At 64.7% G+C, this 1058-nt stretch carries 2 protein-coding genes; both read right to left on the bottom strand.

What is annotated here, in order from left to right:
* Nucleotides 1–2: 2 nt before the first annotated feature.
* Nucleotides 3–158, bottom strand: a complete 156-nt coding sequence (locus DQ353_RS21910) for a hypothetical protein (protein ID WP_181578552.1) — start codon at nt 156–158, stop codon at nt 3–5.
* A 25-nt stretch (nt 159–183) separates the two neighbouring features.
* Nucleotides 184–762 carry a DUF6431 domain-containing protein gene (locus tag DQ353_RS21115; protein ID WP_113765142.1) on the bottom strand — a complete coding sequence of 193 codons (579 nt, stop codon included), beginning with the start codon at nt 760–762 and terminating at the stop codon, nt 184–186.
* Nucleotides 763–1058 lie beyond the last annotated feature (296 nt).

The raw sequence follows: 1058 nt of genomic DNA, 5'->3' as shown, positions 1-1058 counted from the left end.
TGTTACCGAGCGCGTAAATTGACCATGGCGGCGTCGCCTTGAATGCCGACGAATTTGGTGGGTTTGGTCGTCATCGTGACGCGGTCGTCGGCAACGCTGCCGGGCACATGGAAATCGTCATTGGTGTCGTCGTCATCGTGACGTCTGTTTCTGGGCATAGCAAAGCACGGTCTCGTCGTCATTTCAGATGCGCAGCGGCGGGCTCAGCAGGTTACCGCGAGTGAAGAGCCCGATGAGGGTCCAAGGTGGCAAATCGGTGCCTACCCAGCGGCGGTGGGCCAATGCGGCACCGGCCAACACATTCAAGCTCCAGCCGAGCAGGCTCGGCCACCGCTTGGGACGGACCAGGATCTCAGGGTCAAGGCGGAACGCGTGCTGCACCGCCTGCCCGTACAGCCAATGGGCGTGCTTTTCCGGCACCCGGCGCAGCCAGCGGCGCACCGTCGAGAGAGGCCGACCCATTCGGGCAGCGATCGTCCGGTACCCGCTACCGCCGGCCTTGGCCGCCAGTGCGGCCCCAATGACCTCGAGGGTATCGGCCCGACGCACGGACAATGCGGCCGGCAACAGCACCTGGGTGCGTCTGCAGCTCGTACAGCGTGCGCGCCGTGGCTGCAGGGTCAGTCGCTCATCACCCTGGCCCCGCACGGTACGGGTGCGGGCATGCCCGTGGGGGCGCAACTGCACCGAACAGTCGGGGCACGGTATTTCGCCCGCCAGCAGTAACGCCTCGGTCTGTTCGGGGCTGCCCACGATCATCATCGTGCCCGCTCCTGTTCGCTTGGTCAGTGCTCATGTCAATGACTCTTGCCTATCATGCCCGCCACTGGGAAGGGGTCACTTCGTGTGGAACCGGCACGGCCCGGGAACAGATCAGCCTGCCCAAGTCGGTCAGCCCGACAAAACCACCGTGACGACAGTGCCGTGGCGATCAGTGCCCGCCGGCCAGGGCACCGGGTGTGGTCGTCATGCTGGTGCCGCCAACGAACCTTGGTGCACGGCTGCCGTCATCGTCACCCACCCTGACTAACCATCACCAAACAATGCGACGCTCAACA

This window comes from Arthrobacter sp. AQ5-05 (genome assembly GCF_003287975.1).
Lineage (GTDB): Bacteria > Actinomycetota > Actinomycetes > Actinomycetales > Micrococcaceae > Paeniglutamicibacter.
This window is presented reverse-complemented; position numbering and strand designations above follow the sequence as displayed.